28 protein-coding genes are annotated in these 25,376 nt (G+C 69.6%); 17 read left to right on the top strand and 11 right to left on the bottom strand.

Translation table 11 applies throughout. The features are described from left to right. Positions 1-125 precede the first annotated feature (125 nt). The 3 genes from VF106_RS17030 to ppgK form a co-directional block, all read right to left on the bottom strand. Positions 126-704, bottom strand: a complete 579-nt coding sequence (locus VF106_RS17030; RefSeq protein WP_330840699.1) for a DinB family protein — start codon at positions 702-704, stop codon at positions 126-128. 75 nt (positions 705-779) lie between these two features. Continuing rightward, positions 780-2,165 (bottom strand): RNA polymerase sigma factor, encoded by a 1,386-nt coding sequence (locus tag VF106_RS17025; protein WP_414638992.1) that lies wholly within the window; start codon positions 2,163-2,165, stop codon positions 780-782. A gap of 170 nt (positions 2,166-2,335) precedes the next feature. Continuing rightward, entirely contained in the window at positions 2,336-3,097 is a 762-nt protein-coding gene (ppgK, locus tag VF106_RS17020) for a polyphosphate--glucose phosphotransferase (RefSeq protein ID WP_330840698.1), read from the bottom strand. A gap of 95 nt (positions 3,098-3,192) precedes the next feature. Here ppgK and VF106_RS17015 point away from each other — a divergent pair, with 95 nt between their 5' ends. Further along, positions 3,193-3,978 carry an inositol monophosphatase family protein gene (locus VF106_RS17015; RefSeq protein WP_414638991.1) on the top strand — a complete coding sequence of 262 codons (786 nt, stop codon included), beginning with the start codon at positions 3,193-3,195 and terminating at the stop codon, positions 3,976-3,978. Positions 3,979-3,985: 7 nt separating this feature from the next. On the opposite strand, the gene cei is transcribed toward VF106_RS17015, so the two are convergent. After that, positions 3,986-4,663, bottom strand: coding sequence for an envelope integrity protein Cei (gene cei, locus VF106_RS17010; RefSeq protein ID WP_330840697.1), 678 nt, complete (start codon positions 4,661-4,663; stop codon positions 3,986-3,988). A 448-nt stretch (positions 4,664-5,111) separates the two neighbouring features. Between cei and VF106_RS17005 the strand changes: the two genes are divergently transcribed. After that, entirely contained in the window at positions 5,112-5,420 is a 309-nt protein-coding gene (locus VF106_RS17005; RefSeq protein WP_330840696.1) for a DUF4193 domain-containing protein, read from the top strand. A gap of 271 nt (positions 5,421-5,691) precedes the next feature. Here the strand turns inward: VF106_RS17005 and VF106_RS17000 are convergent, their stop codons facing one another. After that, a complete protein-coding gene (locus tag VF106_RS17000; protein WP_330840695.1) occupies positions 5,692-6,186 on the bottom strand; it encodes a DUF3093 domain-containing protein in 495 nt (164 codons plus the stop codon). A gap of 24 nt (positions 6,187-6,210) precedes the next feature. Here VF106_RS17000 and dut point away from each other — a divergent pair, with 24 nt between their 5' ends. From dut to VF106_RS16950, 10 genes are all read left to right on the top strand, one after another. After that, positions 6,211-6,669 (top strand): dUTP diphosphatase, encoded by a 459-nt coding sequence (gene dut, locus VF106_RS16995; RefSeq protein WP_330840694.1) that lies wholly within the window; start codon positions 6,211-6,213, stop codon positions 6,667-6,669. A 48-nt stretch (positions 6,670-6,717) separates the two neighbouring features. Further along, the gene (locus VF106_RS16990; protein WP_330840693.1) at positions 6,718-7,371 is read left to right on the top strand and encodes a DUF3710 domain-containing protein; all 654 of its coding nucleotides are present in this window, start codon (positions 6,718-6,720) and stop codon (positions 7,369-7,371) included. A 141-nt stretch (positions 7,372-7,512) separates the two neighbouring features. Continuing rightward, positions 7,513-8,637, top strand: coding sequence for an agmatinase family protein (locus VF106_RS16985; RefSeq protein WP_330840692.1), 1,125 nt, complete (start codon positions 7,513-7,515; stop codon positions 8,635-8,637). A 68-nt stretch (positions 8,638-8,705) separates the two neighbouring features. Next, positions 8,706-9,716, top strand: coding sequence for an ABC transporter substrate-binding protein (locus VF106_RS16980; RefSeq protein WP_330840691.1), 1,011 nt, complete (start codon positions 8,706-8,708; stop codon positions 9,714-9,716). A gap of 79 nt (positions 9,717-9,795) precedes the next feature. After that, positions 9,796-10,704: an ABC transporter permease gene (locus VF106_RS16975; protein WP_330840690.1), complete on the top strand. Its 909-nt coding sequence runs from the start codon at positions 9,796-9,798 to the stop codon at positions 10,702-10,704. Continuing rightward, a complete protein-coding gene (locus VF106_RS16970) occupies positions 10,701-11,567 on the top strand; it encodes an ABC transporter ATP-binding protein (RefSeq protein WP_330840689.1) in 867 nt (288 codons plus the stop codon). Before VF106_RS16975 ends, VF106_RS16970 begins: the two co-directional genes overlap by 4 nt. Continuing rightward, positions 11,564-14,176, top strand: a complete 2,613-nt coding sequence (locus tag VF106_RS16965) for a sensor histidine kinase (RefSeq protein WP_330840688.1) — start codon at positions 11,564-11,566, stop codon at positions 14,174-14,176. The genes VF106_RS16970 and VF106_RS16965 overlap by 4 nt, the downstream gene beginning before the upstream one ends. Further along, the gene (locus VF106_RS16960; RefSeq protein ID WP_330840687.1) at positions 14,176-14,610 is read left to right on the top strand and encodes a roadblock/LC7 domain-containing protein; all 435 of its coding nucleotides are present in this window, start codon (positions 14,176-14,178) and stop codon (positions 14,608-14,610) included. Before VF106_RS16965 ends, VF106_RS16960 begins: the two co-directional genes overlap by 1 nt. 10 nt (positions 14,611-14,620) lie before the next feature. Further along, a complete protein-coding gene (locus tag VF106_RS16955; protein ID WP_330840686.1) occupies positions 14,621-14,977 on the top strand; it encodes a DUF742 domain-containing protein in 357 nt (118 codons plus the stop codon). Next, the gene (locus VF106_RS16950; RefSeq protein ID WP_330840685.1) at positions 14,955-15,557 is read left to right on the top strand and encodes a GTP-binding protein; all 603 of its coding nucleotides are present in this window, start codon (positions 14,955-14,957) and stop codon (positions 15,555-15,557) included. The genes VF106_RS16955 and VF106_RS16950 overlap by 23 nt, the downstream gene beginning before the upstream one ends. Here the strand turns inward: VF106_RS16950 and VF106_RS16945 are convergent, their stop codons facing one another. Further along, the gene (locus VF106_RS16945) at positions 15,558-16,277 is read right to left on the bottom strand and encodes an alpha/beta fold hydrolase (protein ID WP_330840684.1); all 720 of its coding nucleotides are present in this window, start codon (positions 16,275-16,277) and stop codon (positions 15,558-15,560) included. A 96-nt stretch (positions 16,278-16,373) separates the two neighbouring features. On the opposite strand from VF106_RS16945, the gene VF106_RS16940 reads away from it, so the two are divergent. Genes VF106_RS16940 through VF106_RS16930 form a run of 3 tightly spaced genes read left to right on the top strand, consistent with a single transcriptional unit; the run spans position 16,374 to position 18,317 of the window. Then, complete coding sequence (locus VF106_RS16940; RefSeq protein WP_330840683.1) at positions 16,374-16,748, top strand: OB-fold nucleic acid binding domain-containing protein; 375 nt, start codon at positions 16,374-16,376, stop codon at positions 16,746-16,748. Beyond that, positions 16,745-17,476, top strand: coding sequence for a DUF3159 domain-containing protein (locus VF106_RS16935; protein WP_330840682.1), 732 nt, complete (start codon positions 16,745-16,747; stop codon positions 17,474-17,476). The genes VF106_RS16940 and VF106_RS16935 overlap by 4 nt, the downstream gene beginning before the upstream one ends. 22 nt (positions 17,477-17,498) lie before the next feature. After that, on the top strand, positions 17,499-18,317 hold the full coding sequence (locus VF106_RS16930) for an alpha/beta fold hydrolase (protein WP_330840681.1): 819 nt from the start codon (positions 17,499-17,501) through the stop codon (positions 18,315-18,317). Here VF106_RS16930 and VF106_RS16925 read toward each other — a convergent pair. Further along, positions 18,314-18,958, bottom strand: a complete 645-nt coding sequence (locus tag VF106_RS16925) for a response regulator transcription factor (protein WP_330840680.1) — start codon at positions 18,956-18,958, stop codon at positions 18,314-18,316. The two genes, VF106_RS16930 and VF106_RS16925, sit on opposite strands and share 4 nt — an antisense overlap. Beyond that, entirely contained in the window at positions 18,946-20,085 is a 1,140-nt protein-coding gene (locus VF106_RS16920) for a sensor histidine kinase (protein ID WP_330840679.1), read from the bottom strand. The genes VF106_RS16925 and VF106_RS16920 overlap by 13 nt, the downstream gene beginning before the upstream one ends. Positions 20,086-20,253: 168 nt before the next feature. Here VF106_RS16920 and VF106_RS16915 point away from each other — a divergent pair, with 168 nt between their 5' ends. Continuing rightward, positions 20,254-22,437, top strand: coding sequence for an MMPL family transporter (locus VF106_RS16915; protein WP_330840678.1), 2,184 nt, complete (start codon positions 20,254-20,256; stop codon positions 22,435-22,437). Between the two features lie 88 nt (positions 22,438-22,525). Here VF106_RS16915 and VF106_RS16910 read toward each other — a convergent pair whose 3' ends face one another. The 3 genes from VF106_RS16910 to VF106_RS16900 all read right to left on the bottom strand — a co-directional run bounded on the left by VF106_RS16910 (position 22,526) and on the right by VF106_RS16900 (position 24,379). After that, a complete protein-coding gene (locus tag VF106_RS16910) occupies positions 22,526-22,795 on the bottom strand; it encodes a J domain-containing protein (RefSeq protein ID WP_330840677.1) in 270 nt (89 codons plus the stop codon). A 445-nt stretch (positions 22,796-23,240) separates the two neighbouring features. Further along, a complete protein-coding gene (locus VF106_RS16905; RefSeq protein ID WP_330840706.1) occupies positions 23,241-23,675 on the bottom strand; it encodes an Hsp20/alpha crystallin family protein in 435 nt (144 codons plus the stop codon). Positions 23,676-23,761: 86 nt separating this feature from the next. Continuing rightward, entirely contained in the window at positions 23,762-24,379 is a 618-nt protein-coding gene (locus VF106_RS16900) for a MerR family transcriptional regulator (protein ID WP_330840676.1), read from the bottom strand. Between the two features lie 72 nt (positions 24,380-24,451). Between VF106_RS16900 and VF106_RS16895 the strand changes: the two genes are divergently transcribed. After that, positions 24,452-25,366, top strand: a complete 915-nt coding sequence (locus VF106_RS16895) for an SDR family NAD(P)-dependent oxidoreductase (protein WP_330840675.1) — start codon at positions 24,452-24,454, stop codon at positions 25,364-25,366. The last annotated feature ends 10 nt before the right edge of the window (positions 25,367-25,376 follow it).

Below are 25,376 nucleotides of genomic sequence, written 5' to 3'. Positions count from 1 at the left end.
GGCGGGAGCTGTCCGCGCTCGTGGAGCAGGGCGCGTTGAGCCTGCGTGTGGCGGACACGCTCCCGCTCGCGGAGGTGGCCGGGGCGTACCGGCGGTTGGTGAAAGGCGGTCCGCGGGGCCGTTCCCTAGACCTTTTCCTTGGGGCGCCACGGCTTCAGCCAAGGCGTCTCGGGCCAGTTCTCTGCTGCCGCCAGTAGGCCGTACCAGGTGGCGCCGTCGATGGACTCTCGGATGATGTCCGCGTGGCCTGCGTGCCGCGCTTGTTCCTCGATGAGGTGGAGCAGGACCCAGCGCACCGACCAGGCCTCGATGTCCTTCGGGAACCACGGCTGGTCCTTGGGCACCGGGACGGCTTGGCCGAGGTCGGCGATCGCGGCGATCGCGGCTTCGGTTTCCGCGCCGGCGGCGTCCAGGTCCGCGATCAGGCTTTCGAGGGTGTCGTCGTCGGTGAGCTGGAACTCCTGGCCGTAGTCCGTCGACGAGGTCGGGTCCGGGCCGCCGGTGACGCGGGCGATCCAGCCGCGTTCGGTGAACGTGACGTGCTTGAGCAGACCGCCGACCGACAGTGCGCTGGCGCTTGGTGTCGCTCGCAGTTGTTCCTCGGTCAGGCCGTACGCGGCGTGCTTGAGCACCCGTCGCTGCTGGGCGAGGTAAGCGAGCAGCCCGGTCCGTTCGTCGGGGACGGGTGGGACGTTGGCGTCCATGTGAAAACCCCCTCGGGTAAAGAAAAACCCCGCCGGTCAGGATCGACCGGCGGGGTGCATTCAAGCACTGTCAGCTCATTCGAGGTAGTCCCGCAGAACCTGCGAGCGGGACGGGTGACGCAGCTTCGACATGGTCTTCGACTCGATCTGGCGGATGCGCTCACGCGTGACGCCGTAGACCTGGCCGATCTCGTCGAGGGTGCGCGGCTGGCCGTCGGTGAGGCCGAAACGCAGCCGGACGACGCCGGCCTCGCGCTCGGACAGCGTCGCCAGCACCGACTGCAGCTGGTCCTGCAGGAGCGTGAACGACACCGCGTCGACCGCGACGACCGCCTCTGAGTCCTCGATGAAGTCGCCGAGCTGGCTGTCGCCCTCGTCGCCGATCGTCTGGTCCAGCGAGATGGGCTCCCGGGCGTACTGCTGGATCTCCAGCACCTTCTCCGGGGTGATGTCCATCTCCTTGGCCAGCTCCTCCGGCGTCGGCTCGCGGCCGAGGTCCTGGAGCAGCTCGCGCTGGATGCGACCGAGCTTGTTGATGACCTCGACCATGTGCACCGGGATACGGATGGTGCGGGCCTGGTCGGCCATCGCGCGGGTGATCGCCTGCCGGATCCACCAGGTGGCGTACGTGGAGAACTTGTAGCCCTTGGTGTAGTCGAACTTCTCGACCGCACGGATCAGGCCGAGGTTGCCTTCCTGGATCAGGTCGAGGAACGCCATGCCACGGCCGGTGTAGCGCTTGGCCAGCGACACCACGAGGCGGAGGTTGGCCTCCAGCAGGTGGTTCTTGGCCTTCTCGCCGTCCCGCACGATCCACCGCAGGTCACGGCGCAGCTGCGGGTTCAGCTTCTCCGAGGACTCCTCCTCGGCCTTGCGTACCCGCTCCGCCGCGTACAGGCCGGCCTCGATCCGCTTGGCGAGCTCGACCTCCTCCTCGGCGTTGAGCAGCGCCACCTTGCCGATCTGCTTGAGATAGGCACGCACCGAGTCGGCGGAGGCGGTGAGCTCGGCGTCCTTGCGGGCCTGCCGCAGGGCCTCGGACTCCTCCTCGTCCCAGACGAAGTCGCCGTCCTTGGTGTCCTTGGTTTCCTTCTCGTCCGGCTCCTCGACGGGCTCCTCGACGACCTCGGCCTCCAGGTCGACGTCCTCGAGGTCCTCGAGGTCCGGCGAGTCGAGGTCTGGCTCGTCGTCGCCCGGCTCCTCGCCGGACGCGGAACCAGGCTTCTTCGTGGCGTCGGCCTTGGTCTTCTTCGGGCCAGCGGACTTGGTCGCCGTCTTGCGGGGGGCACGGGGCTTGGTCGCGCCCGCCGTCGTCTTCTTCGTCGCGGTACTCAAGCTCGGCTTCTCGGTCGACTCGTCGGTGTCCGGCGGAGTGGCCGTCTTGGCCGCGCCCGCCGAAGCGGTGGAGCGTCGGGTTGCGGTTCGTGCGGCTGCCACGTACGCCCTTTCGCTGCTGATCACGGGCAGCACCGGACATCTCGGAGAAGTCTGGCCTGCCGGAGTTCGGGATGAAGCCCGGCGACCGGGGCCGCGGGGCACTGTTCCATTGTAACTACGAAGACAGCATCGCGGGCGGGAGACCCGTGTACCGAATACGACGTCAGAATGGTTCAACTTTCAATTTGACGTGGTCAGCCATGGTGCCCGAGCTTGGCCGCCCGCGCGGCACCCACGATGCCCGCGTCGTTGCGCAGTTCGGCCGCGACGACCCGGGTGCGCACGTTCAGTAGCGGCAGCCACTTGTCGGCCTTCTTGCTGACCCCGCCGCCCGCGATGATCAGGTCCGGCCAGATGAGGTCCTCGAGGCTGCGGATGTAGCGCGTGACCCGGTGGGACCACTCCTCCCAGGTCAGGTCCTTGTCCTCCTTGACCGAGGCCGCGGCGCGGGTCTCCGCGTCGTGCCCGTCGACCTCGAGGTGGCCGAACTCGGTGTTGGGGATGAGCTTGCCGTCGAGGAACAGCGCGCTGCCGATGCCCGTGCCGAACGTCAGCAGCACGACGACGCCCTTCTGGTCGTCGGGCCAGCCGTAGGAGATCTCGGCCACGCCGGCCGCGTCCGCGTCGTTGAGCACGACGACCTCGCCCTGCGCCCGCCCCAGCCGCTCAGCGAACAACGCGGCCGCGTCGGTGCCGACCCAGGACTTGTCGATGTTCGCGGCGGTGTGCGCCACCCCGTGCTTGATGACCGCGGGCAGGGTCACGCCCAGTGGTCCGGTCCAGCCGAACTCGTCGACGATCTTCTTCACGACGTCGGCCACCGCATCCGGTTTCGACGGGTCCGGCGTCGGGATCCGGACGCGGTCCCCCACCAGCTTGCCGACATCGAGATCGACCACGCCTCCCTTGATGCCCGACCCACCGATGTCCACACCGAAGCCGAGGGTTGCAGCCATCCCCACGGTTCCCTTCGTACTCGATTCAGTGACGCTTTCCCCGGAGGTTATCCGTATGTGGTCGGATAGGTCTCGTGGGAGCTACAGAAGTACTGTTGGACGTTGCCGTATCGGTAGCTCGCGAGGCCGCCGCCCTCGCGTTGAGCTCCCGCCCGTCCGCGATCCGCGACGTGGACACCAAGACGTCGAAGACCGACGTGGTAACCGCCGCCGACGTGGCGGTGGAACAGCTGGTCCGCTCCCGCCTGGAAGAACTCCGACCAGGTGAGCCGGTGTTCGGCGAGGAAACAGGCGGCGCCATGGCCGAACCGGGCCAGGTCTGTTGGGTGATCGACCCGATAGACGGCACAGTCAACTACCTGTACGGCCTACCCTGGTACGCGGTGTCACTAGCAGCGCAGATCGACGGCATCTCCGTGGCAGCGGCAGTGCTGGAGCCGGAGACAGGCCGAGAGTGGACCGCCATCCGAGGCGAGGGCTCCTGGCGCGACGGGGTCTCGCTGCGCGTCTCGGACGCGACCCGGCTGGACATGGCGTTGATCTCGACGGGCTTCGGCTACCGAGCCGAGCGGAGAGAGCGGCAGGCCGCTGCGGTGGCCAGGCTGCTGCCGAAGGTCCGGGACATCCGCCGCCCGGGCTCAGCGTCACTGGACCTGTGCTCGGTAGCCGCGGGCTGGGTGGACGGCTACGTGGAACACGGCCTCTCCCGCTGGGACTGGGCGGGCGGCGCACTGATAGCGGAGGAGGCGGGCGCGGAGGTTCACCTGTCCACCGGCCCCGACGCACTGGGCCCGGACCTGACCTTCTGCGCCACCCCAGGCATCGCCGACCAACTGAGCGTGGCCATCAAAGAAGCGGGACTGACAGAAGAAATGCCCTGACGCGGGCTCAGCACTGCACGTTGCGGGCAGCGGCCAACAACCCCGTGTCAAGGTTCGGTTGCGGCACGTCCGCCTGCAGGCCCCCTTGAGCGGGCGGGTTCTGCTTCGCGAAGTCGTTCAGCTGTTCCATCAGGGTGCGGGCCGCGCGGTTGGGATGGAGGTCGTCGAACTTCTCGCCGATGGCGATGTCGACGGTGGCGTCCTGGCGCTCGTCGCGGATGAGCTCGGCGCACGGTTCCACCAGGCTGACCGTCCTGGCCGCGGCCTCGCCCTGTGCGCCGAAGCGGATCTGGGCGCGGCAGGCCATCGACTCGCCGTACAGCGTGTCGTTGCCAGGGTCGCCGATCTGGGTGAAGCCGAGTGCGCGCAGGTTCTCGGTGACCAGCCTGGCGGCACCGCGTTGGCCGCTGGCGTTGACCACCCGCACCAGCGCGGTCGCCGGCGGCGACGGTTCGGTGCCGTTCAGCGCGTCGTGTTCCAGCGCCTTGCCCAGGGTGGGTGCGGGCTGGCCCTCGACCGGCGGCGGGGTGGACGTGGGAGCCTCGCAGTGCGCGGCGCCCGTCACCTCGCTGTCCTGGTTCATCACCCGGAACCACACGATCGTCGCCGCGATGCCGAGCACCACGATCAGCAGGACCGCGGGCAGCGGCCGGCGCTTTCGATAGCGCTGACCACCCTGTTGCATGACGTTCCCCACCGCCACAGTCCCCGCCCTCCTACGCCTCGCCGAACGTGAGTCCCCACCCCTTTGTTCGCTGCTGATCAGCCTAGGCGTTTCAGCTCCGTTCGGCGGCTTGAGGACCGCAACTGTAGACGTATCGTGTCGCGCCGGGTTGCGTCAGGGTGCGGTTTGACTACTCGGCGCTGCGCGCGCGGAGCGGTCCGCGGTGGTTGATCATGTGGGCAGACACACCCGAACGGGTGACCAGCTGGATTGGTCCGGTGGCATGGTCTACGCTCTGCCCGCTCCGGTCGTCGAACATGAGACGCGAATCGATTCCGACGGGCGCCGAATCCGGCGGGGACATGCGGCGTGACGTGCGAGATGTCCGTCACTTGAGATGGCGGGCACAAACCGGGGCGCCCGAACGTTGACCAGCGCGCGAACACATCCTGAAGTGGGGGTGCACACCATGGCCACCGATTACGATGCGCCACGTCGCAGTGAGGCGGACGACCTCGCTGAGGACTCGCTCGAGGAGCTCAAGGCCCGTCGAAACGAGAACCAGTCCGGAGTCGTCGATGTCGACGAGTCGGACACCGCGGAGAGCTTCGAACTGCCCGGTGCCGACCTGTCCAGCCTCTCCGGCGAGGACCTGACCGTCCGCGTCGTGCCGAAGCAGGCCGACGAGTTCACCTGTTCCAAGTGCTTCCTGGTGCATCACCGCAGCAGGCTTGCCGAGGAACAGAACGGCCAGCCGATCTGCCGCGACTGCGCGTAACCAAGCCGCTCACACACTGAGCGGAGTCAACACGGACTGTGGGGCCTGTCACCTAGGCGGGGGACGGGCCCTCCGCCGTGCTGTGACATGGCCTCGCTGCCGCTCGGCGTTCGCGGGCCTTGACCCGGCGTCTTCCCTCCTGCGCGCGGAGATCCCCTGGGCTCCTTCGTCGCGCAGGGGGTCTCCGTGCTCGTCAGTCCAGACGCCGGCGGCCCGCTCAGGGACATGGCCTCGCTCCGCTGGGCGTTCGCGGGCCTGTTCCCGGCGTCGCTCAGTTGTTTGTTGGTGAGCTTGTTTCGTGGTTCTTCAGCAAGGCGGCGAGCTTGTCCGGGTGGCGGGTCGAGAACACCCAGTAGGGCGTCGGGTCGTCCGGGTCGGTGACCTCGATCCGGACCAGCGGGCGTACCCAGCCGCGGTGCAGTACGAACGCGGTCGGGTCCAGTCCTCGCCCGAGCACGGCGCGCTTGTCCTTGGGGCCGAACACCTCGACCGTGCCGACGTGTGCGAGTGGCAGGTGTGCGTTGCCGACGTACAGCTGGCCGTTCTCGACGCGTACCGGCGCCCGGCCGGCGCGCCAGATCAGCACGGCCGTCAGCGGCAGCAGCACCACGTACGGTAGCCACGCGCGCACCCCCGGGTAGCCGAGATGCACCTCGGCCGCGAGCAGGCCGGCCGCCAGCATCGGCAGCAGCCACAGGTACCAGGTGACGTAGAGCCGCTCGTCGTGCTTCGTCGTCGGGGCTTTCCCTGCCGCACCGTCTGTCACGGTTCCAGGGTAGTCTCGCCGCTCGTGTCCAGCGTGGAGGTCCTGCTCACCAGACTCGACCCCGGAGTCCCCGTGCCGTCGTACGCGACGCCCGGTGACGCTGGCGCTGACCTGGTCACCACCACTGACGAGGTGATCGCTCCTGGTGAGCGGGTGACCGTCGGCACGGGTGTGGCGATCGCGCTGCCCGATGGGTTCGCGGCGTTCGTGCACCCGCGTTCCGGGCTCGCCGCGCGTGTCGGGCTGAGCGTGGTGAACACACCGGGCACGATTGACTCCGGCTACCGGGGCGAGATCAGGATCTGCCTGATCAACCACGACCTGACGGAGCCGATCGAGCTGCGCCGCGGCGACCGGATCGCCCAGCTGGTGGTACAGCGCGTCGAGCACGCGGTGTTCCGTGAGGTGGACGAGCTGGACCGGACACCGCGTGGCGCGGGTGGCTATGGATCGACCGGCGGGCACGCCACACTCATAACCTGAGCGGGCCGCCGGCCTCTGAACTTCAGTGAGCACGGAGGAAGACTGAGAGTGGGACTGTTCGGACGGCGCAAGCGTGCCGAGCAAGAGGCGTACGAGGCCGAGCCCGAGTACGACGAGCGGGAGGGCGTCGACGACGTCGTGCCCGAGTTCGAGGGCGACCTGTTCGAGTACGCGGGTCCCCACGACGTGGCGGACGCGCCCGACGACGGCCTCAACCGCCTCGATCTCGGTTCGATCCGGCTCCCGGTGCCGGATGGCGCGCAGCTCCAGGTCGAGATGGACCAGAGCAAGTCCGTGGTCGCCGTGCACGTGGTCACCCCGGTCGGGCAGTTGACGGTCAACGCCTACGCGGCGCCGAAGTCCGGCGGGTTGTGGCGGGAGGTGTCCACCGAGTTGGCGGAGCAGTTGCGCAACGACGGCGCGACGGTCCGCACGACGAAGGGCGAGTGGGGCCTGGAGTTGCTTGTGGCGCTTGGGGACGCGCACCTTCGGTTCGTCGGAGTCGATGGTCCTAGATGGATGTTGCGGGGTGTGGTCGCCGGTCCGCCGGAGATCGCGGACAAGAGCGCGCACGCGCTGTATGACCTGGTCCGGGGCACTGTGGTGGCTCGTGGCACGCAGCCCATGCCGGTGCGGACACCCCTGCCGTTGGAGCTCCCGCCGGCCATCGCGCAGCACATCCAGGCACAACAGCAGGGTTAACGCAGGAATTCGCTGAGCGCATCGAGCGTGACCCGGCGGACAGTCACTATCCCACCACTTGTGGTGTTCGCTACTCTGACGCGCGCGGCGGGGCGGTGCACACGGTCCTGTCGCACTTCTGTGTCTGTTGGAGGCGCACCCATGACGGAATCCGGCCGGGCTCGGCACGACAACTACGGGCCGGAGGCCAAATACGCGGTCGAGCGTGAGGCCGAGCTGCCCACGACCGCGTGGGAGCGTGAAGTCGCAAGAGGACTCGAGCTCGGGTTACCGGGCGCGGAGTCCATCGTGGACAAACGGATCCCCACGTTCTCTCGTGGGGAACTGCCACACTTCGCCGGTATCAACACGTTCCTCAAGGCGCCCTACGTCGAGGACGTACGCACCTGTGGTGAGTACGACGTGGTGGTGCTCGGTGCTCCGTTCGACGGTGGTACCACCTACCGTTCCGGTACTCGGTTCGGGCCGCAGGGCATTCGGAAGATCTCCGCGCTCTACGGGCCGTACAACTTCGAGCTCGGCGTCGACCTGCGTGAGTCGATCACGATCGCCGACGTCGGTGACATATTCACAATTCCGGGCAACATCGAGAAGACGTTCGACCAGATTTCCAAGGGTGTCGGACACGTGTTCGCCTCGGGTGCGTTCCCGGTCGTCCTCGGTGGCGACCACTCCATCGGGTTCCCGACCACCCGCGCGGTGGCCGAGCACCTGAACGGTGGGAACCTGGGCATCATCCACTTCGATCGTCATGTGGACACCCAGGAGACCGACCTGGACGAACGCATGCACACCACTCCTTGGTTCCACGCCACTGACATACCTAACGTTCCGCCGAAGAATCTGGTTCAGATCGGAATCGGGGGCTGGCAGGCTCCTCGGCCGGGCGTTGCGGTAGGGCGGGAACGCGGTACGACGATCATGACGGTCACCGACTGCGTCGAGATGGGCATCGAGGCCGCGGCCGAGCGTGCACTCGAGGTCGCGTGGGACGGCGCCGACGCCGTCTGGTTGAGCTTCGACGTGGACTGTCTCGACGCGGCGTTCGTGCCGGGCACCGGTTGGCCGGAGCCCGGTGGTTTCCTTCCCCGCGAGGTGCTGAAGTTCATCCAGCTCATCGCGGAGCGGCCACTCGCCGGCATCGAGGTCGTCGAGTGCTCACCGCCGTACGACAACGCGGAGATCACCTCGCTGATCGCGACACGGGTCATCTGCGACACCCTCGGCTGCCTCGTGCGCGCCGGCCACTTACCCAAGCGGCGATAGTCCACATCAGACACAAATAATTTTCACGATTAACTCCTTTCCCCGTTCCCCCTTCCCATGGAGTTGTTGTGTATTTCCGCAGATCCCGACGTGCCATCGTCGGGTTGCTCTCCGTTGCCGCGTTGTTCGGCGTCACCGCCCTGTCGGGGTGCACCAGTTCGGACGCCGAGTCCGGCACCAAGATCACGCTCGGGTACAGCGCGTGGCCCGGTTGGTTCCCCTGGGCGGTCGCGGAGCAGCAGGGCCTGTTCGCGCAGAACGGCGTCGACGTCGAGCTGAAGTGGTTCGACAGCTACACCGACAGCATCGCGGCGCTGTCCAGCGGCGCGATCGACGCCAACAGCCAGACGTTGAACGACACGCTTTCCGCGGTGAGCGGCGGGGCGCAGCTGCGGGTCGTGCTGACCAACGACAACTCCACCGGCAACGACCAGATCATCGCGCGTGAGGGCATCACCAGCGTCGCGGACCTGAAGGGCAAGAAGGTCGCGGTCGAACAGGGCACCGTCGACCACTACCTGCTGCTGCTCGCCCTGGAGGAGGCCAACCTCACCGAGGACGACATCCAGCTCGTGCCGATGCTCACCGACGCCGCCGCGGCCGCGTTCGTCGGCGGTGACGTTGACGCGGTCGGCGTCTTCGCCCCGTTCACCACGACAGCGCTGGAGCGGCCGGGCAGCCAGGCGATCGCGACCTCGGCCGAGTTCCCCGGTGCGATCCCGGACCACCTCGTGACGTCCGACAAGCTCGTCAACGACCGGCCCGACGACGTGCAGAAGCTCGTGAACACCTGGTTCGACACGATCGCCTGGATCAAGGACAACCGGGACGCGGCCAACAAGATCATGGCCGAGCGCGGCGGCGTGAGCGTCGAGGACTACGAGTCCTACGACGCTGGCACGACGATCTTCACGAGGCAGCAGAACCTCGACGCGTTCACCCCTGGCACGACGCCGAAGCAGCTCAACTTCCAGGCGGACAAGATCGCCGACTTCATCCTCGGCACGGGCTTGGCGAAGGAGCGGCCCGAGATTGACGGCCTCTTCGTCGACAAGTTCGTCAAAGCGGCCACGGAGTGAGTGCCGTGAGCGGAGCTTGCGGAGCGAACCACGAGCACCACGCCGACGAGCGACGTCACGAAGCCTGTGAGGGGACGTCGTGAGCGGCGTGGCCGGTTCGAAGAGCCACCCGGGTCGGCTGGCGGCCGACCCGGGCTCGGCCTCGGCGGCGCGGTCCGAACGCCAGAGCTGGCCGGAGCTGCCGAGAAGGGGCGTGGCTCGCCCGCACTCGGCGCTCACGAGCATCCGCACGCCGCTGTCGCGCGGGACCCGCTGGGCGCTGATGGTCCTGTCGCTGCTGCTGCCGTTCGTCGTCTGGGGTGTGCTCACCGCGGCCGAGGTGGTGACACCGAGGGTGCTGCCGCCGCTTCCCGCCACGTTGGCCGCCGGCTGGGACATGGCTGTCTCCGGCGAGCTGTTCACCGACCTGTGGGCCTCCACCGAGCGGGTGCTGTACGGCTTCGGGCTCGGCCTGGTCGTCGCGGTGCCGCTCGGCATCCTGATGGGTGCCTTCCGCGCCGGTGAGGCGCTGTTCGAGCCGGTGTTCGCGATGCTCCGGTACCTGCCGGCGCCCGCGTTCATCCCGGTGTTCCTGGTCTGGTTCGGCATCGACGAGGCGCCGAAGATCGCGCTGGTGTTCGTCGGCACGGTCTTCTTCAACACGCTGATGACCGCGGATGTCGTCCGTGCCGTGCCGAGGGAGCTGATCAACGTGTCGTACACGCTCGGCGCACGGCGCGGCGAGGTGCTGCGCAAGGTGATCGTGCCGCACTCGCTGCCGGGCATCATCGACACGATCCGGGTCAACATCGCGGTGGCCTGGGCGCTGCTGGTGATCGCCGAGGTGGTCTCGTCGACCACCGGGCTCGGCCGCAGCATCATGCAGGCGCAACGGTTCCAGCGGATCGACGAGATGTTCGCGCTGCTCCTCGTGATCGGCGTCATCGGCGTGGTCATGGACGTCACGTTGCGGCTGCTCAGAGCCAGAGTCGGGCGGTGGGCACAGTGAACCCGGTAAACGAGAAGTGGGCCGCCGCCGAGCGGGCCGAGCTCGAGGAGCGGGTGCTGGAGCTGCGTGGCGTCGGCAAGGACTTCCAGGTCCGCGGGCGGACGGCCACCGCGCTGGACGGCGTCGACATGAAGGTGTCCCGCGGCGAGTTCGTCTGCGTCGTCGGGGCGAGCGGGTCGGGCAAGTCGACCCTGCTCTCGCTCGTCGCCGGTCTGGACAAGCCGAGCCGAGGGGAGATCGTCCTCGACGGCACGCCGGTCACCGGCCCCAGTCCCGACCGGGGCCTGGTGTTCCAGAGCGCGTCGCTGTACCCGTGGCGGACGGTTGAGCGCAACGTCGCGTTCGGGCTGGAGTTGTTGAAGCTCAGCAAGGCCGAGCGGACCCGCCGGGTCGACTGGTACCTGGCGGAGACCGGGCTCTCCGGGCTGCGCCGCTCGCTGCCAGGCCAGCTCTCCGGTGGCCAGCGTCAGCGGGCCGCCATCGCCAGGGCGCTCGTCTGCGAGCCGGAGGTGCTGCTGCTCGACGAGCCGTTCGGCGCGCTGGACGTGCAGACCAAGGAAGACATGCAGCTGCTGATCCGCCAGATCTGGCAGGACACCGGCACCACGGTCCTCATGGTCACCCACGACGTGGACGAGGCCGTGTTCCTGGCGCAGCGGGTCGTGGTGCTCGCCTGCGACCCGGGCCGTGTCGCCAGTGAGCTGGCGGTGCCGCTGCCGGCCGAGCGTGACCTCGCGATCAAGCGCACGCCGGCGTTCCTGCGGCTGAGGGCTGAGTTGGAGGATCAGGTGCGAGCCCAGCACTACGGCGGACTGGCGGCGGACGAGCGTTCCGTCCCATCGAACACAGGGGGCAAGTCGTGAGCGGCCGCCACAAGATGCGTGCCATCCGCCTCGGCAGCCGGTTCACGCTCAGCCGGCTGAGCATCGGCGGCAAGCTGAACCTGCTGCTCCTGCTGCCACTGGTGGCGGTGCTGCTCGTGTCGGTGCCGTTCGTGATCCAGCAGGTCGACGACGCCGGATCAGCGGGCGACACCGCCGACACCGCGCAGTACGCGCGGGAGCTCGGTGGGCTCGTCACCGAACTGCAACGCGAACGCCTGGTCACCGTGGCCTTCCTGGCCGACGCCGCCGACCGCTCGGAGCTGGAGCGCGCGCAGGGCACCGTCGACCAGGCCGCCGACGCGGTGCGTGGCACGCTCGAGGAGGCGTCGGACGAGCTCTCCGCCGCGCTGGTGCGACTCGGCTCGCTCACCGACATCCGCCGGAACGCGTTCGATCTCGGCGTGTCGCCGGACAGCGTCGCCCGCACCTACCACGCGGTCATCGACGCGTTGATCGACGCGCTGCGACTCGTGCCCAGGCAGGGCAGTGACGCGGAGGGCACCCGGCAGCTCACCGCGCTCGAGGCGCTGCTGCGCGCGAACGAGGAGAACACGCTGCGCGGCATGTCGTTGATCGTCACGTCGATGAGCCCGGAGACCGGCGCGGTGCTGCTCGACGACGCGACCGCGCAGGCACAGAGCCAGATCACGCGGTTCGTGCAGCAGGCCGGCGCCGAACAGGCGGGGCTCGTCGTCGCGGTGGAACGTGGCGACGAGGGCCGCAAGGTCGAGGAGCTCGCCAGCCAGGCCGCCGACCCTGGCGACCACGCGGCCTACGTCGTCGACGCCTACACGAGCGTGGACGCGCAGTCGAAGCTGCGCGGCATCGTCCAGGACCGGGTGACGAACGAGATCGCCGAGGCCGCCGCCGACCGTGCCGCCTCCGCGCGCACGCTGGCCTGGACGGTCGGTCTCGGCGCGGTCCTGCTGTTCGTCCTCGTCGCGGCCCTCGCGACCGTGGTCAGCCGGTCGATCTCCCATCCGCTGCGGCGGCTGACCGTCGGTGCCGCGCAGGTCGCCGAGCTGGCCGAGAAGGAACTGGTCCGCGTCGGCGACACCGAGGTGCCCGAGCAACAGGTGCCGCGCCTCGCCGCGATCGAGGTGGCCTCGCAGGACGAGCTGGGTGCGCTGGCCGCGGCGTTCAACCGGGTGCAGTCGACCGCCGGGCAGCTGGTGGAACGGCAGGCACTCATGCGCCGCAACGTCGGCCTCATGTTCGCCAACGTCGCGCAGCGCACGCAGAACCTGGTGGGCCGCCAGCTCGCCCTCGTCGACGAGCTGGAACGCAACGAGCAGGACACCCGGCTCCTGGAACGGCTCTACCGCCTCGACCACCTGTCCACGAGGCTTCGCCGCACGGCGGACAACCTGCTCGTGGTCGCCGGCAGCCGTGACGAGAAGCTGGGCGGTCCGACCGAGCTGTCCACCGCGCTGCGGTCCGCGCTCGCCGAGATCGAGGACTACCAGCGGGTTCAGCTCGGCGAGATCGTCGACATCATCGTGCCGGCCACGTTCGGTTCTGACCTCGTGCTGGTGTTCGCCGAACTGCTCGAGAACGCGACGTCGTTCTCGCCGCCGGAGTCGATGGTCGAGGTGCGCACCGCGTTCCTGACCGACGGCTCGTGCACGGTGAGCGTGGTCGACCGCGGCATGGGCATGAGCGCGGAACAGTTCGCCGAGGAGAACCAGCGCCTGGTCGCCCGTGAGCGGCTGGACATCGCGCCGACGAGCATGCTGGGTCTGTTCGTGGTCGGCCGGCTCGCCCGCCGCCACCGCCTCAACGTGCGCATGGTCCCCACCGACGGCGGCGGGGTCACCGTGTACGTGGTCATCCCACCCGACCGGTTCGGGCGGCCCACCGCGCCGTTGCCGGCCGTGCCGGTAGAGCCACCGGCACGGCGGTTCGCGTCCGGCGGGTCGATCGAGATCCCGCCGGCGCAGCCATCGCCCGGCTTCTCGTGGTTCCCGGACTCGGGCGAGGTCGACGGCGAGAAACAACAGCTCGATCCGGACACGGTACGGGTGAAGGCCGTGCAGGCCCCGTCAGCGGGCGACGCCGGTCGTGCGCCGGCGGGTGACGCCGGACGCGCACCGGCCAGCGCGACACCCGGCACGACCGGCACACCGAACCGCGGTGGGCTTCGGCGCCGCGTTGCCGGGGCGCAGTTGCCGGGGAGCACCAAGGTGCCGGCCGCCAAGCCCGCGGAACCCGCCACACCATCGGTTCCCGAGCCACGGCAGGACCCCGCCGCTCTGCGGGGTGCCCTCGACGGCTTCCAGGCCGCCTTCGCCAAGGCGGCCGAGGAGACCCAGGCGTCCCCACCACCGGCCGCTGAGACGTCCCAGGACGCCCGCCGGGGCGGGCTGACCAGGCGCGTGCCCGGCTCGAACATGGCGCCCGGGCTGCGCAAGCCGGTCACCGGACAGGTGCCGGCGAACGTGGCGAAGAACTGGCGACAGCGCGACCCGGACGCGGACCGGGCCAAGTTCGACAGCTTCACCTCCGGCCTTGCGCACGCCGCGGCGCCGCCCCCCGCCAGCATCTGGCCGGCAGAGCCCCCCACCGAGAAACCAAAAGGGACCCAATGATGACCAAGCCCGCACCCGCAGTCAGCGCCGAAGCGCAGAACTTCAACTGGCTCGTCACCCGGTTCGCACAGAACACGGCGGGGGCCACCGCCGCGATCGCGGTGTCCGCGGACGGCCTGCTGATCGCCATGTCGTCCGAGATGGAGCGGCAGAACGCCGACCGTCTCGCGGCCATCACCTCGGCGATGCTCGGGCTCGCCAACGGCATCTCGGACAGCCACCCGCTCGGTGATCCCGACAAGATCATCATCGAGCTGCAGCACGGCTACCTGCTCGTCTGCACGATCAGCATCGGCTGCTCGCTCGGCGTGCTCGCCACCAAGGACGCGAGCCTCGGCACGATCGCCTACGAGATGGCGATGTTCGCGAACCGCGCCAGCACGGTGCTCAACCCGCAGCTCATCGAGGAACTCAAGAACACCGTGGGTCTATAGGGGAGGGCGAGTGTCCGAACAAGATCCGGACGTCTCCCTCCTGCGGCCATACCTGCTCACGTCGGGGCGTGCGCAGCCGGTGGACCACACGCTGGAGATCGAGACGCAGGTCGTGACCAGTGATCAGGGTGCTGTCGCCCGGCAGCGCCTGACGTTCGAACACCGCGACATCGTGGAGCTCTGCCGCGCCACGATGTCGGTAGCCGAGATAGCCGCGAAGTTGGGCCTGCACATCGGGGTGGCAAGGGTGCTGGTTGCCGACCTCGCGGCGTCCGGGCATGTCGTACTGCGCAGGCCTGGGGCCGCGCTCAACCAGGACCTCGGCATGATCGAAAGGGTCATTCGTGGACTCGAAGCCATTCGCTGAGCAGCAGGCGCGCCAGCGGCCACCCACCCCGGTCAAGATCGTCGTCGCCGGCGGGTTCGGGGTCGGCAAGACTACTACCGTCGGTGCCATCTCGGAGATCCAGCCGCTACGCACCGAAGCACTGATGACGTCGGCCGGGGCGGAGATCGACCGCACCGGCCACGTGCCGTCGAAGACGACGACCACCGTCGCACTCGACTTCGGCTGCATCACCATCGACGACGACGTCAAGCTGTACCTGTTCGGCACGCCGGGACAGGACCGGTTCGGCTTCATGTGGCACGACATCGTGCACGGCGCGCTCGGTGCGCTGGTCCTCGTGGACACCAGGAGAATGGACGACTGCTACCCGGCCGTCGACTACTTCGAGAAGGCCGGGCTGCCGTTCGTCGTCGGCGTCAACCTCTTCGACGGCGTGCTCGCCCACGACCTCGACGACATCCGCTGGGCCCTCGCCGTCGGCGACGAGGTCCCGGTGGTCACCTTCGACGCCCGCGACAGGCTCTCCGTCCGCGACGCACTGCTCGCCGTGCTGCGCCACACCTTCCGCCGAGTCCGAGGCCAGCAGGCCACGGCCTGATCAGCCCGGCCCGCCCGCGCGCAGCCAGGCGAGCACGGCTGCGCGGCCGAGTGCCTCCGGGTCGACGCCCACGACGTCGAGGCGGGTCGAGCACATCGTGGCCCGGGGAAGGGCCTTGAGCCACTCCTCGGCCACGGTCGTGGGGTGTACGGGGTCGTCGACGCACGTCGCCACGCCAACCGGGATGTCAAGCGTCGACAGTTCGTCCAGGGTGGGTGCGGGTCGCTCCGCGGCGGCGGCCAGTGAGTCGGCGAGCCCGTCGCCGTAGCCGCGCCACGCGCGGGTCAGTTCGGTGGCGAGCCAGGCAGGCACACCATCGGTGGCGATCGCGAGCGCTTCGTCGACCCCTCGGGAGCGCACCAGCTCGGCCGCCGCGCGGGCCGAGACCGCTCCCGGCGCGTCTCCAGGCGTGCCGTGCCAGCCCGGCAGGGCCAGCACGAGCCCCGTGCAGCGGTCGGGGTTCGCCAGTGCCCACTCGGCTGCGACGTGTGCGCCGAACGACACCCCGCCGGCCACCACCGGACCGTCGCCAGCGGCCTCGTCGAGCGCCGCGAGGTACGCCTGCGCCAGCATCGGCCCTGGTACGGGCCTCGGCGTGACCGCGCGGACACAGAGCGCGCCAAACGGCACCTCGAACACGGACCGGACGAACACGTCGTCCGACCCGGTCCCGGGCAGGAGGACGGCTGAACGCGCAGGTCCCGGTTCGACAACATTCACGTAGGAGATCCTCCACCAGGCCACTGTTCGGGTGGTTACGCTGGATTCGTCCGGGCCGGAGTCGGGGCTGGCCCCTCACCAACAGGAGCAACATAGATGGGCACCGGGAAGGGCCCCTTCCGTCGGCTGGTCAAACGACTGACCAGCGACGTGGACCAGCTCGACGCCGACGATCTGTCGGAACACGTCGAGGCGGTCGGGGCACGCAAGGCGTGCGACTGCCAGTCGGGTGAGCAGGTCACTGTGCTCGGCCGCCTCCGCAGTGTCGAACTCAGTCCCAGGGACGCAGTCGCCACTCTGGAGGCCGAGCTGTTCGACGGGACAGAGGGTGTGACACTAGTCTGGCTCGGTCGTCGCAGGATCCCGGGGATCGAACCGGGCCGGACGATCAAGGCCCAGGGCCGGATCGCGATGCGGGACGGCCGGAAGGTGCTCTACAACCCCTACTACGAGCTGCAGACGGCTACATGACTGAACCCCCCAAGACATCCGCCCCCGACGACGCCGACGACAAGGCCGAGGAGCCGACCCTCCTCGAGCAGATGGGTGGTATCAGCGGGCTGGTCTACTCGACCGTTCCCGTTCTCGTGTTCGTGCTGCTCAACACGCTGTTCGGCCTGTCGCCCGCCATCTGGGGCGCACTGGGGAGCGCGGCGCTCATCACTCTCGTCCGCGTGGTGCGCAAGGAGCCGCTGCAGCCCGCGATCTCCGGCTTCTTCGGGGTCGGGATCGCGGCGTTCATCGCCTACCGGACCGGGTCGGCCAAGGGCTTCTTCCTGTTCGGCATCTGGGCGAGCCTGGTCTACGGCAGCGTGTTCCTCGCGTCGATGCTGGTGCGGTACCCGCTGGTCGGCGTGATCTGGTCGTTCCTCAACGGCCACGGCATGAGCTGGCGGAGCGACCGCAAGGCCATGTTCGCCTACCAGATCGCGACGCTCACCTGGGTCGCGGTGTTCGCCGCCCGGTTCATCGTGCAGCGCTGGCTGTACGACGAGGACCAGACGGGCTGGCTGGCGTTCGCCCGCCTCGCGATGGGCTACCCGCTGACCATCATCGCGCTGGCGGTCACGGTGTGGGCGGTCACCCGCGCAGGCCACCGGGTCAAGAAGCTGGCGGCGGACACGGACGCCGAGGACCGCGAGATCGAGGAAAGGCTGCGCGCCAAGTACTCCGGCAAGCCGGAACCCGAAAGCGCCTGACCGTAGTCCGCCGGGAGGCAGCATGTTCGTCAGCGTGTCGGGGCAGGAGATCGCATACCGGCGCAGCCCTGGGCAGGGGCGGCCGGTCGTGCTGGTCCACGGGAACTCGTCCTCGTCCAGGACCTGGCGGAGCCTCCTGGAGGGCCCCTTCGGGCAGCGCCACCAGTGCCTGGCCCTCGACCTGCCGGGCCACGGCGCGTCCCCGCCACCCGCGGCCGGGTCGGGCGTGTACTCGCTGCCCGGCTACGCCGCCGTCCTGGCCGGCTTCGTCAAGGAGCTGGACTCCCGGGACGCGGTGATCGTCGGCTGGAGCCTGGGCGGTCACATCGCACTGGAGGCGGTCTCCGCGCTGCCGGACGCGGCCGGCTTCGTCATCTACGGCGCCCCGCCCGTCAGCAGTCTCGCCGACATGCCAGAGGCGTTCCTGCCCGCGCCCACGATGCAGACCAGCTTCACGGCCGACGTCGACCCCGACGCCGCGCTCGCCTACGCCACCGCGTTCCTCGCGCCCGACTCGCCACTGTCGACCGCCGACCTGGTCGCCGACATCCTCGCCACGGACGGAGCGGCTCGCAGCGAACTAGCCGCCAGCCTCGCCACCGGCCCCTACGCCGACGAGGTCGAGGTCGTCGCCACCCTCGACCGACCACTGGCAATCCTGCACGGCGAGCATGAACAGTTCGTCAACCTCGACTACCTCACCAAGCTCCACGCCCCCACCCTGTGGCGCGGCGCCGTCCAGGTCATCGCCCCCGCCGGACACGCACCACACGAGGAGACCCCGGAAGAACTGGCCGCCCTGCTGGACCAGTTCATCGACGACCTGCCGACGAGAAACTAGGCGTTGTTGAGGTAGGCCAGTACCGCCAGTACGCGGCGGTGGCCGCTGTCGCTGGGGGGTAGGCCCAGTTTCAGGAAGACGTTGCCGATGTGCTTGCTGACCGAGCGTTCGGTGACGACGAGCGTGCTGGCGATGGTGGTGTTGTCGTGGCCCTCGGCCATCAGCTTGAGGACCTCGCGTTCGCGTGGTGTCAGTGAGTCCAGTGGCGAGTCGCGGCGGTTGGTGAGTAGTTCGGTCACCACCTCGGGGTCGAGGGCCGTGCCGCCCGTCGCGACGCGGTCCAGTGCGTCGAGGAACTCGTCGACCCGGCCTACGCGGTCCTTGAGCAGGTATCCCACCCCGCTCGCCCCGCCGCCCAGCAGCTCGCCGGCGTACGACTGCTCCACGTACTGCGACAGCACGAGCACCGGCAGCCCGGGTAGCTGCTCACGGGCCGCGAGCGCCGCCCGCAGTCCCTCGTCGCGGAAGCCCGGGGGGAGCCGGACGTCCAGCACGGCGGCGTCGGGGCGGTGGGTGAGCAGCGCCGGCAGGATCTCCGGGCCGCTGCCGGCCACGGCCACGACCTCGTGCCCTGCCGACGTGAGCAGCATGACCAGCCCCTCTCGCAGCAGGGCGTTGTCCTCGGCGATCACCAGCCGCACGGTAGAACCACCTCGATCAGGGTCGGGCCCCCCTCGGGGCTGGTCATGGTGAACTCGCCGTCGAGGGCCGCGGCCCGGCGGCGCATGCCGACCAGGCCGGACCCGGTGGTCGGCGACTCCGCGCCGCCCCGGCCGTCGTCACGCACGACCACGCGCAAAGCTTTGGCCTCCTTGACGAGGCGGACCTCGGCCCGGTCGGCGTCGCTGTGCTTGGCCGCGTTCGTCAGCGCCTCGGCCACGATGAAGTAGGCGGCCGACTCCACGGCGGCCGGAGGACGAGTGCCGTCCTCCAGCGCCGCGACGTCCACGGTCACGTCCAGGCCGCTGCTGGCGGCGAGGGCCCGCACCGCGCCGGCCAGGCCCCGGTCGGTGAGGATCGGCGGGTGGATGCCGCGCACCACGTGCCGCAGCTCGGTCAGTGCCTGGTCGACCTGGTCCTGCGCGTCGTCGAGGAGCCTGCGCGTGGTTTCCGGGTCCCGGTCGTAGGCGCGTTTCGCCAGCCCCAGCCGGATGGACAGCGCCACCAGCCGTGCCTGCGTGCCGTCGTGCAGGTCCCGTTCGATCCGGCGTAGTTCGGCGCCGTGTGCGGCGATCGCGTCCGCCCTCGTCGTCGTCAGCCGCTGGACGCGTTCGGCCAGACGCGCTTTCGGGGGTGGCTTCAGCAGTGCCGTCGACCAGCGCGCCTCCGTGTCCGCGAGGCGGGTGATCAGCGGGAGGACGGCCGGTGCACGGCCCAGCAGGTGCCGCACGCCGTCGACCAGCAGGGCCGCCGGCCACAGCGGCAGCGCCAGCAGGACCATCCAGCCGTACACGTAGTGGGCGACCATCCAGCGCAGGTCCGCGTACGTGCACGGGTCGTGGGTCGCGACGCGCAGGCTCTCGCGCAGCCGGCCCCTGATCGGCAGGTACGCCTCGGGGATCTCGTGGCCGGTCCAGGCGGCCACCTGACGTCGTTTGGCGCTGGCCATCCGTCGCATCAGCAGCACGGTCTCGGGCAGCACACCCAACCCGACCACCACGACCGCACCGGCGACGGCCAACAGGATCATCGTGATGAACAGGTAGGAGCCGAACGTCAGCCCAGCGGCCAGTCCCAGGTGGACTGTGGCCCGTGCCGCCTTACGCATGGTGACCAGGCTAAACGTGCCAGATCGGCCACGCGGGGGAGCTGTCTCCCCAGCCGCGGTGTAGCTGGGTACACCCCTGGTTCGGGAGGGCGCTCCCTCGTGACCGCGGCCTGCCGGCGGAATCGTTGCTCATGGCACGAAACCGCTGATCAGGAGGCCGAAAAGACCATGGCGAACTTCCTCTACCGACTGGGCCGGCTGGCCTTCCGGCGCCGCTGGTACGTCGCGTTCATGTGGGTGGCCGTCATGGCCGCCGTCGGCTTCGGCGCCGCCAAGGCACCTTCGGCACCCGACGACGGGTTCACGATGCCGGGCATCGAGTCCCAAGGCGCCTTCGACCTCCTGGACCAGCGCTTTCCCGGCGCCGGAGCCGACGGGGCGACGGCCCGGCTGGTCTTCGTGGCACCGGACGGGCAGACGGTCACCGCGGTCCGGCTGCGGTCGGCGATCGAGCAGGGCGTGGCCGACGTTGCCGGCGGCAACGAGGTCGCCCGGGCCGTCGACCCGTTCCAGGCGCGGGCGGTGAGCACGGACGGACGGACCGCGTACGCGACCGTCTCCTACCGGGTGAAGGCCGACGCCCTCAGCGACGCCAGCAAGAAAGCCCTCGAGGACGCCGTCGACCAGGCCAGACAGGCAGGGCTGACCGTCGAGGTCGGCGGGGACGCGCTCGCGACCCAACCCGCCGCGGGTGGGGCGGCCGAGGGGATCGGCATCGCCATCGCCGCGGTCGTGCTGCTGATCACCTTCGGGTCACTGGCCGCGGCCGGGTTGCCGCTGCTGATCGCGATCCTCGGCGTCGGCATCAGCATGGCCTCGATCCTCGCGCTGGGTGCCACGTTCGGGCTGTCCGAGACGACCGGCACGCTGGCCACGATGCTCGGCCTCGCGTGCGGCATCGACTACGCCCTGTTTGTCGTGTCCCGCTACCGCGAGGAGCGGGCGAAGGGGCACGCGCCGAGGGAAGCGGCCGGACTCGCGGCCGGCACCGCAGGATCCGCGGTCGTCTTCGCGGGGCTCACGGTGATCATCGCGCTGGGCGGACTGTCGGTGGTCGGCATCCCGCTGCTCACCAAGATGGGACTGTCCGCGGCCGGCGCGGTCGCCATCGCCGTCCTCGTCTCGCTGACCCTCGTCCCGGCTCTGCTGGGTTTCTGGCCGAACGCCGTGCTGTCCCGCAAGGCGCGCAAAGGCAAGCACGCCAAGGAGAGCACCGGTCGCTGGGCCCGGTTCGTCCTGCGGTATCCGCTGCCCGTGCTCCTCATTGGTGTCGCCGGGTTGGGCGCCATCGCCGTGCCGGCCATGAACCTGCAGCTGGGCATGCCAGGTGACGAGGCCAAGCCCACGTCCACGACCGAGCGCCGCGCCTACGACGCGCTCGCCGAGGGCTTCGGGCCGGGCTTCAACGGACCCCTGACGATCGTCGTGGACGCCCGCGGCGCCGGGGACGCGCAGGCCGCCGTGCGCACGATCACCGAGCAGATCGGCGCCACCCACGGTGTCGTCTCCGTCTCGCCGGCCCAGTTCAACCGGGCGGGGGACACGGCGGTCTTCTCCGCGGTCCCAACGACGAGCCCCACGGACGAACAGACCAAGAGCCTGGTGAACCTCATCCGCGCCGAACGAGGGGCGCTTGAGCGGACCACGGGCGCGACCTTCGAGGTCACGGGCATGACCGCGGTGAACATCGACGTCGCGCAGAAGGTCCAGGACGCGTTGATCCCGTATCTCGTCGTGGTCGTGGGCCTCGCGTTCCTGCTCCTGCTGGTGGTGTTCCGGTCCCTGCTCGTGCCGATCAAGGCCGCGTTCGGCTTCCTGCTGTCGGTGCTGGCCGCACTGGGCGCGGTCGTCCTGGTGTTCCAGCTCGGCCACGGCGCCGGCCTCCTCGGCGTGGAACAGACCGGTCCGATCATGAGCATGATGCCGATCTTCCTGGTGGGCATCGTCTTCGGCCTGGCCATGGACTACGAGGTGTTCCTGGTGAGCCGCGTGCGAGAGGCCCACGTGCACGGCGAGCCCGCCCGGCAAGCGATCGTCACCGGGTTCCGGCACAGCGCCCGGGTCGTGGTCGCCGCCGCACTGATCATGATGGCGGTCTTCTCCGGTTTCGTCGGCGCCGGCGAGTCGATGATCAAGATGATCGGCTTCGGCCTGGCCATCGCGGTCCTGTTCGACGCGTTCGTGGTCCGCATGGCGATCGTGCCAGCCGTGCTCGCCCTGCTCGGCCACCGCGCGTGGTGGCTACCGCGCTGGCTGGACCGGGCGCTGCCCCGCGTCGACGTGGAGGGCGAGGCGCTGACCCGCGAGGCCGCGGCGCCGGTGACACGGCCGGAACCAGCGCCGGTTCGTTAGACCGAGCTGGATGATCACCATGGTCTGGTGCTGGCACTCGCCTCGCGGGTGCCAGCACCACGTCGCCACGACCTCACCAACCGACGAGCTAGAGCACGTGGGGCGGACCGTGGTAGCGGACCGGGCCGACCCGGATCGCCGGTTCCGGTGGCGGTTTCGGTGGCGTCGATTGGTCGCGCGCCCTCGGGACCTGCCCGCGCAGGACGTCGTAGGCGGCGACCACCTCATGGAACCGGTCCGGCTCCGTGCTGGTCGCCGTGTCGGGGTGGTACCGCCGGACCAGCCGGTGGTAGGCGCTGGTGATCTCCTCCTGGGTGGCGTCCTCCGCCACGCCCAGCACGCGGTGCGGGTCCGTCATGATGGCTCCGGGGAAGGACAACGAGGCGGCCCCGGTTCGCAAGCTCCAGGGCCACCCCGTTTCGGAATGCCGGGCGCCTTGCCTTTCCCTCGCCCCGGTGGGCAGATGGCTCGCTGGCCATGACTCTGCGGCGAGCGCCCGGCTTTGGTTGTCCGTCGCTGAACGGGTGCGGTGCGCCAGGGGAGGAGAACGCTGTCGCGCCCGCTCGGGCAGGAGGGGCCGGTGCGCCGCCGGCCGACAGACCCGCGGGGGCCTGCCAGGACGGCGAGACGGCGGGCTGGGCCGATCGGGACGTGCGGGTCGCGATGGCTCGTCATGGAACTCGTCATCGAAGCCATCCACAATCGCCGCGAACTCGGCCAGCACAAACTCATTGTCCGCGAGCAGTAGCTCGAGGAACTCGTCCTGTTCGGTCAGCGTTCCCGTCATCGCGCCGGCCCCGGCCTCAGGCGTTGATCTCCTTGCGGGAGTTCTCGCCCGCGTTGATCTCGATCTTGCGGGGCTTCGCCTGCTCCCGGACCGGGATGTGCAGGGTCAGCACGCCGGACTCGTAGTCGGCCTTGATGTGCTCGGTGTCCAGGGAGTCCGCGAGGAACAGCTGGCGGGAGAACACGCCGAGCGGCCGCTCGCTGACCTCCGTCTCCACGTTCTCGCCGGTGACGGCCGGCCTGCGCTCCGCCTTGACGGTCAGCACGTTGCGGTCCACGTCCAGGTCGATGGTGTCCGGCGAGACGCCCGGCAGGTCGAACGCGACGACGAACTCGTCGCCGGTGCGGTAGGCGTCCATCGGCATCGGCGCGGGCCGCGACCAGGTGCCCGGTTCGAACAGCCGCCTGGTCAGGCGGTCGAACTCACGGAACGGATCGGTGCGCATCAACATCGTCTTACCTCCTGTCTCCGCCTCGGGGACGTCAACGCGCATCACTTTTGTAGCATGTCATCGTTTAGATGACAAGTATGAAGTCATCAAAACGATGACGTAGCCGAGGACTCCTGTGCGAGGCCGCGCAACGCGTCGAGCAGTGCGCCGCCCAGCACGGTCATGAGCACGACCCGCTCGGCCATGTGGTCCACCTCCGGACCGGAGAGGGCGGCGATCTCGGCTGTGGCGAGTCCTTCCGCCGCGTCGGCGTAGACGTCGAGCAGGCCGAGCGCGTCCGGCTCGCCGAGTCGCGTGAAGTGGTCGAGGACGCCGGCCAGCGTCGCGCGGGCGGGGTTCGTCTCGCGTGCCTGCCAGCCTCGCCGGGCGATCAGTTCCGCGACGCGGGTCGTCGACGCCGTGCTCGGTGTCTCGCTCTGCGGCTGCCGGGCCCGGTGCACGGCGAAGTGGACCTTGCCGACCGACTCCAGGCGGCTGCGGCCTGGCTCGTGCATGAGCGTCAGCACCTCGCGGGCGGACGCGATCGGCAGGCCGCCGACCTCGACCAGTGCGCGCACGAGCCGGACCCGGTGGACGTGCGACTCGTCGTAGCTCGCCTGGTTGGGCCCGGTGCGTTCGCCGTGGGGGACCAGGCCTTCACGCAGGTAGTACTTGATGGTCGGCACGGGGACCCCGGTGCGCCGGCTGAGCTCGGCGATCTTCATGAGACTCCTCTCAGGTGGATAGTGCCACTATCCATAAGTGGAAAGCGGGACTATCCATTCGAGGAGTTGATTATGAGCGAGCGACCCAGTAGGCGCGCGGTTCTTGGCGGCGTGGCGGCCGCGGGGCTGGCGGCACTGGCCGTGCCGGGAACGGCCGGCGCGGCACCCGACGCCGAGCGGGGCAGGGGCAGGTTCGCGGGCAAGGTCGTGATCGTCACCGGTGCCACCTCGGGCATCGGCAAGGAGGCGGCCGTCCAGTTCGCTGCCCAGGGCGCCAAGGTCGGGTTCTGCGGCCGCCGCGAGGAGCTAGGCCGGCAGGTGGAACGCGAGATCCGCCGCGCGGGCGGCGAGGCGATTTACGTCCGGGCCGACGTCCGCGACCCCGCGCAGGTCCAGTCGTTCGTCGACGGAGTGGCCCGCAAGTACGGCCGGCTGGACGTCGCGTTCAACAACGCCGGCATCCACCTCGGCAAGCCGCTGCACGAGATCACCGTCGCCGAGTGGGACGACGTGCACCTCACCAACGCCCGCGGCGTGTTCCTCGCGATCAAGCACGAGGTGCCGCACATGACCGCAGGCGGCGTCATCGTCTGCACGGCGTCCTCGCAGGCCGGCCACACCCGCCCGGGCCACAGCGCCTACACCGCCAGCAAGCGCGCCGTGGAGGGCATCGTCCGCGCCGCGGCCCTCGACTACGGCGCCCGTGGCATCCGTGTGCTCGCCGTCGACCCCGGCACCACCGACACGAGACTCGTGCGCCCACCGGGCATCCCCGACGACGCCTGGGCACAGTTCAAGAAGGCGTGGGGACCGCTGAACGTGCACGGCCTGTCCCGAATGGCCGAGGCGCCGGAGATCGCGTCCGCCGTCGTCGCCCTGGCCACCCCGGACTTCGGCTACCTCACCGGCACCGAGATCCTCGTGGACGGCGGCATGAGCACCGGCCGCCCGATGACCTTCCCGCCGGGCTTCGAACTCCCTGCCTGAGCGGTTCGGT

The organism is Actinophytocola sp. (genome assembly GCF_036378875.1).
In the GTDB taxonomy this organism is placed as follows: Bacteria; Actinomycetota; Actinomycetes; order Mycobacteriales; family Pseudonocardiaceae; genus Actinophytocola.
The sequence above is the reverse complement of the archived record's forward strand: the minus strand, read 5'-3'. Positions and strand labels throughout refer to the sequence as shown.

What these genes read in the sequence shown, in the direction of transcription:
- VF106_RS17030 (WP_330840699.1), bottom strand. Translation starts at nt 704, where the DNA reads ATGGACGCCAACGTCCCACCCGTCCCCGACGAACGGACCGGGCTGCTC.
- ppgK (WP_330840698.1), bottom strand. Translation starts at nt 3,097, where the DNA reads ATGGCTGCAACCCTCGGCTTCGGTGTGGACATCGGTGGGTCGGGCATC.
- cei (WP_330840697.1), bottom strand. Translation starts at nt 4,663, where the DNA reads ATGCAACAGGGTGGTCAGCGCTATCGAAAGCGCCGGCCGCTGCCCGCG.
- VF106_RS17005 (WP_330840696.1), top strand. Translation starts at nt 5,112, where the DNA reads ATGGCCACCGATTACGATGCGCCACGTCGCAGTGAGGCGGACGACCTC.
- VF106_RS16985 (WP_330840692.1), top strand. Translation starts at nt 7,513, where the DNA reads ATGACGGAATCCGGCCGGGCTCGGCACGACAACTACGGGCCGGAGGCC.
- VF106_RS16960 (WP_330840687.1), top strand. Translation starts at nt 14,176, where the DNA reads ATGACCAAGCCCGCACCCGCAGTCAGCGCCGAAGCGCAGAACTTCAAC.
- VF106_RS16940 (WP_330840683.1), top strand. Translation starts at nt 16,374, where the DNA reads ATGGGCACCGGGAAGGGCCCCTTCCGTCGGCTGGTCAAACGACTGACC.
- VF106_RS16935 (WP_330840682.1), top strand. Translation starts at nt 16,745, where the DNA reads ATGACTGAACCCCCCAAGACATCCGCCCCCGACGACGCCGACGACAAG.
- VF106_RS16930 (WP_330840681.1), top strand. Translation starts at nt 17,499, where the DNA reads ATGTTCGTCAGCGTGTCGGGGCAGGAGATCGCATACCGGCGCAGCCCT.
- VF106_RS16920 (WP_330840679.1), bottom strand. Translation starts at nt 20,085, where the DNA reads ATGCGTAAGGCGGCACGGGCCACAGTCCACCTGGGACTGGCCGCTGGG.
- VF106_RS16915 (WP_330840678.1), top strand. Translation starts at nt 20,254, where the DNA reads ATGGCGAACTTCCTCTACCGACTGGGCCGGCTGGCCTTCCGGCGCCGC.
- VF106_RS16910 (WP_330840677.1), bottom strand. Translation starts at nt 22,795, where the DNA reads ATGACGGACCCGCACCGCGTGCTGGGCGTGGCGGAGGACGCCACCCAG.
- VF106_RS16905 (WP_330840706.1), bottom strand. Translation starts at nt 23,675, where the DNA reads ATGTTGATGCGCACCGATCCGTTCCGTGAGTTCGACCGCCTGACCAGG.
- VF106_RS16900 (WP_330840676.1), bottom strand. Translation starts at nt 24,379, where the DNA reads ATGAAGATCGCCGAGCTCAGCCGGCGCACCGGGGTCCCCGTGCCGACC.
- VF106_RS16895 (WP_330840675.1), top strand. Translation starts at nt 24,452, where the DNA reads ATGAGCGAGCGACCCAGTAGGCGCGCGGTTCTTGGCGGCGTGGCGGCC.